Below are 1102 nucleotides of genomic sequence, written 5' to 3'. Positions count from 1 at the left end.
TAGGGCGCGTATCGAGTCGTGATCACCGGGTGCTCCGGATGAGGTCTGTAACCCAGATCATCGAGGCGCGCAGGTGGAGGCCGGCGAGGAAGCTCCCTGGGGTCTTGTCGTAGCGAGTCGCTATGCCCCGCCATGCCTTCATCCTGTTGATCGCGCGTTCGACGGTGTTCCGATCCTTGTAGAGCTCGGTGTCGTGGCTGACGGGCCTGCCGCCCCCGCTGCCCTTCTTCTTCCGGTTGGCGGCCTGGTCCTTCTTCTCCGGGATCACCGCCTTGATACGGCGTTTGCGCAGGTGGGCGCGGTTGCCGCGGGACGAGTAAGCCTTGTCTCCGGCGACCGCGCCGGGCCGGGTGCGGGGACGGCCGACAGGCCCGCGCACCCGCACCTTCTTCAGGACGGGGATGAACTGCGGACTGTCCGCTGCCTGGCCCGCGGTCAGGATGAACGCCAGTGGGCGGCACTTGCGGTCGGCGGCGATGTGGACCTTGCTGGTCTGCCCGCCCCTGGAGCGTCCGAGGAGGGCGGCCTTCAGCCGGAGGTTGTGCCGCCGCCGGATGCGTCGTCGCTCTTCCCGCGCGGGGTCGCTTTCGGGCTCCTGCCCGCTTTGTTCTTCGAGGCCGCCCCTTTTGACCTGGCCTTCTCCTCCTCGGCGGCAGCTTTCTCCAGGGCGGTGACGACGTCCTCGCCGAGGTGCATCCCCGCCGCGTCATGGTGAGCCCGGGCGGTGGTGGAGTCGATGCTGACCAGCGACAGGTCCACATCACCACGCTTCGCGGCCTCCGTGATCAGGCCCTCCAGCAGAGCCTCGAAGACACCGGCGTCACGCCACTGCCGGAAGCGGTTGTGGACGGTCGACCAGGCGCCGAACTCCGTCGGCATCTCCCGCCACTGCCCGCCCGTCTTGAACCGCCAGATCACGCCCTCGAACTGCTGCCGCAGCCGCGCGGGGTACGGGCCGTACTCGCCAATCGGCAGGTACGGCTCGATGAACTGCCACTCTGGGCCGGTCAGTTGTACGCGCGTCACGTAAGACGGTCTATCGGACCGAACCCTGCCACGAAGGCACATCACACAGATTGATCACGACTCGATACGCGCCCTA

The 1102-nt window shown here is 67.6% G+C and carries 1 pseudogene; it reads right to left on the bottom strand.

What is annotated here, in order from left to right:
• Positions 1-22: 22 nt before the first annotated feature.
• A pseudogene (locus ACFWWQ_RS29700) lies at positions 23-1026 on the bottom strand (IS5 family transposase).
• Positions 1027-1102 lie beyond the last annotated feature (76 nt).

Origin of the sequence: Streptomyces sp. NPDC059080 (genome assembly GCF_042739975.1) — a bacterium.
In the GTDB taxonomy this organism is placed as follows: Bacteria; Actinomycetota; Actinomycetes; order Streptomycetales; family Streptomycetaceae; genus Streptomyces; species Streptomyces benahoarensis.
The sequence above is the reverse complement of the archived record's forward strand: the minus strand, read 5'-3'. Positions and strand labels throughout refer to the sequence as shown.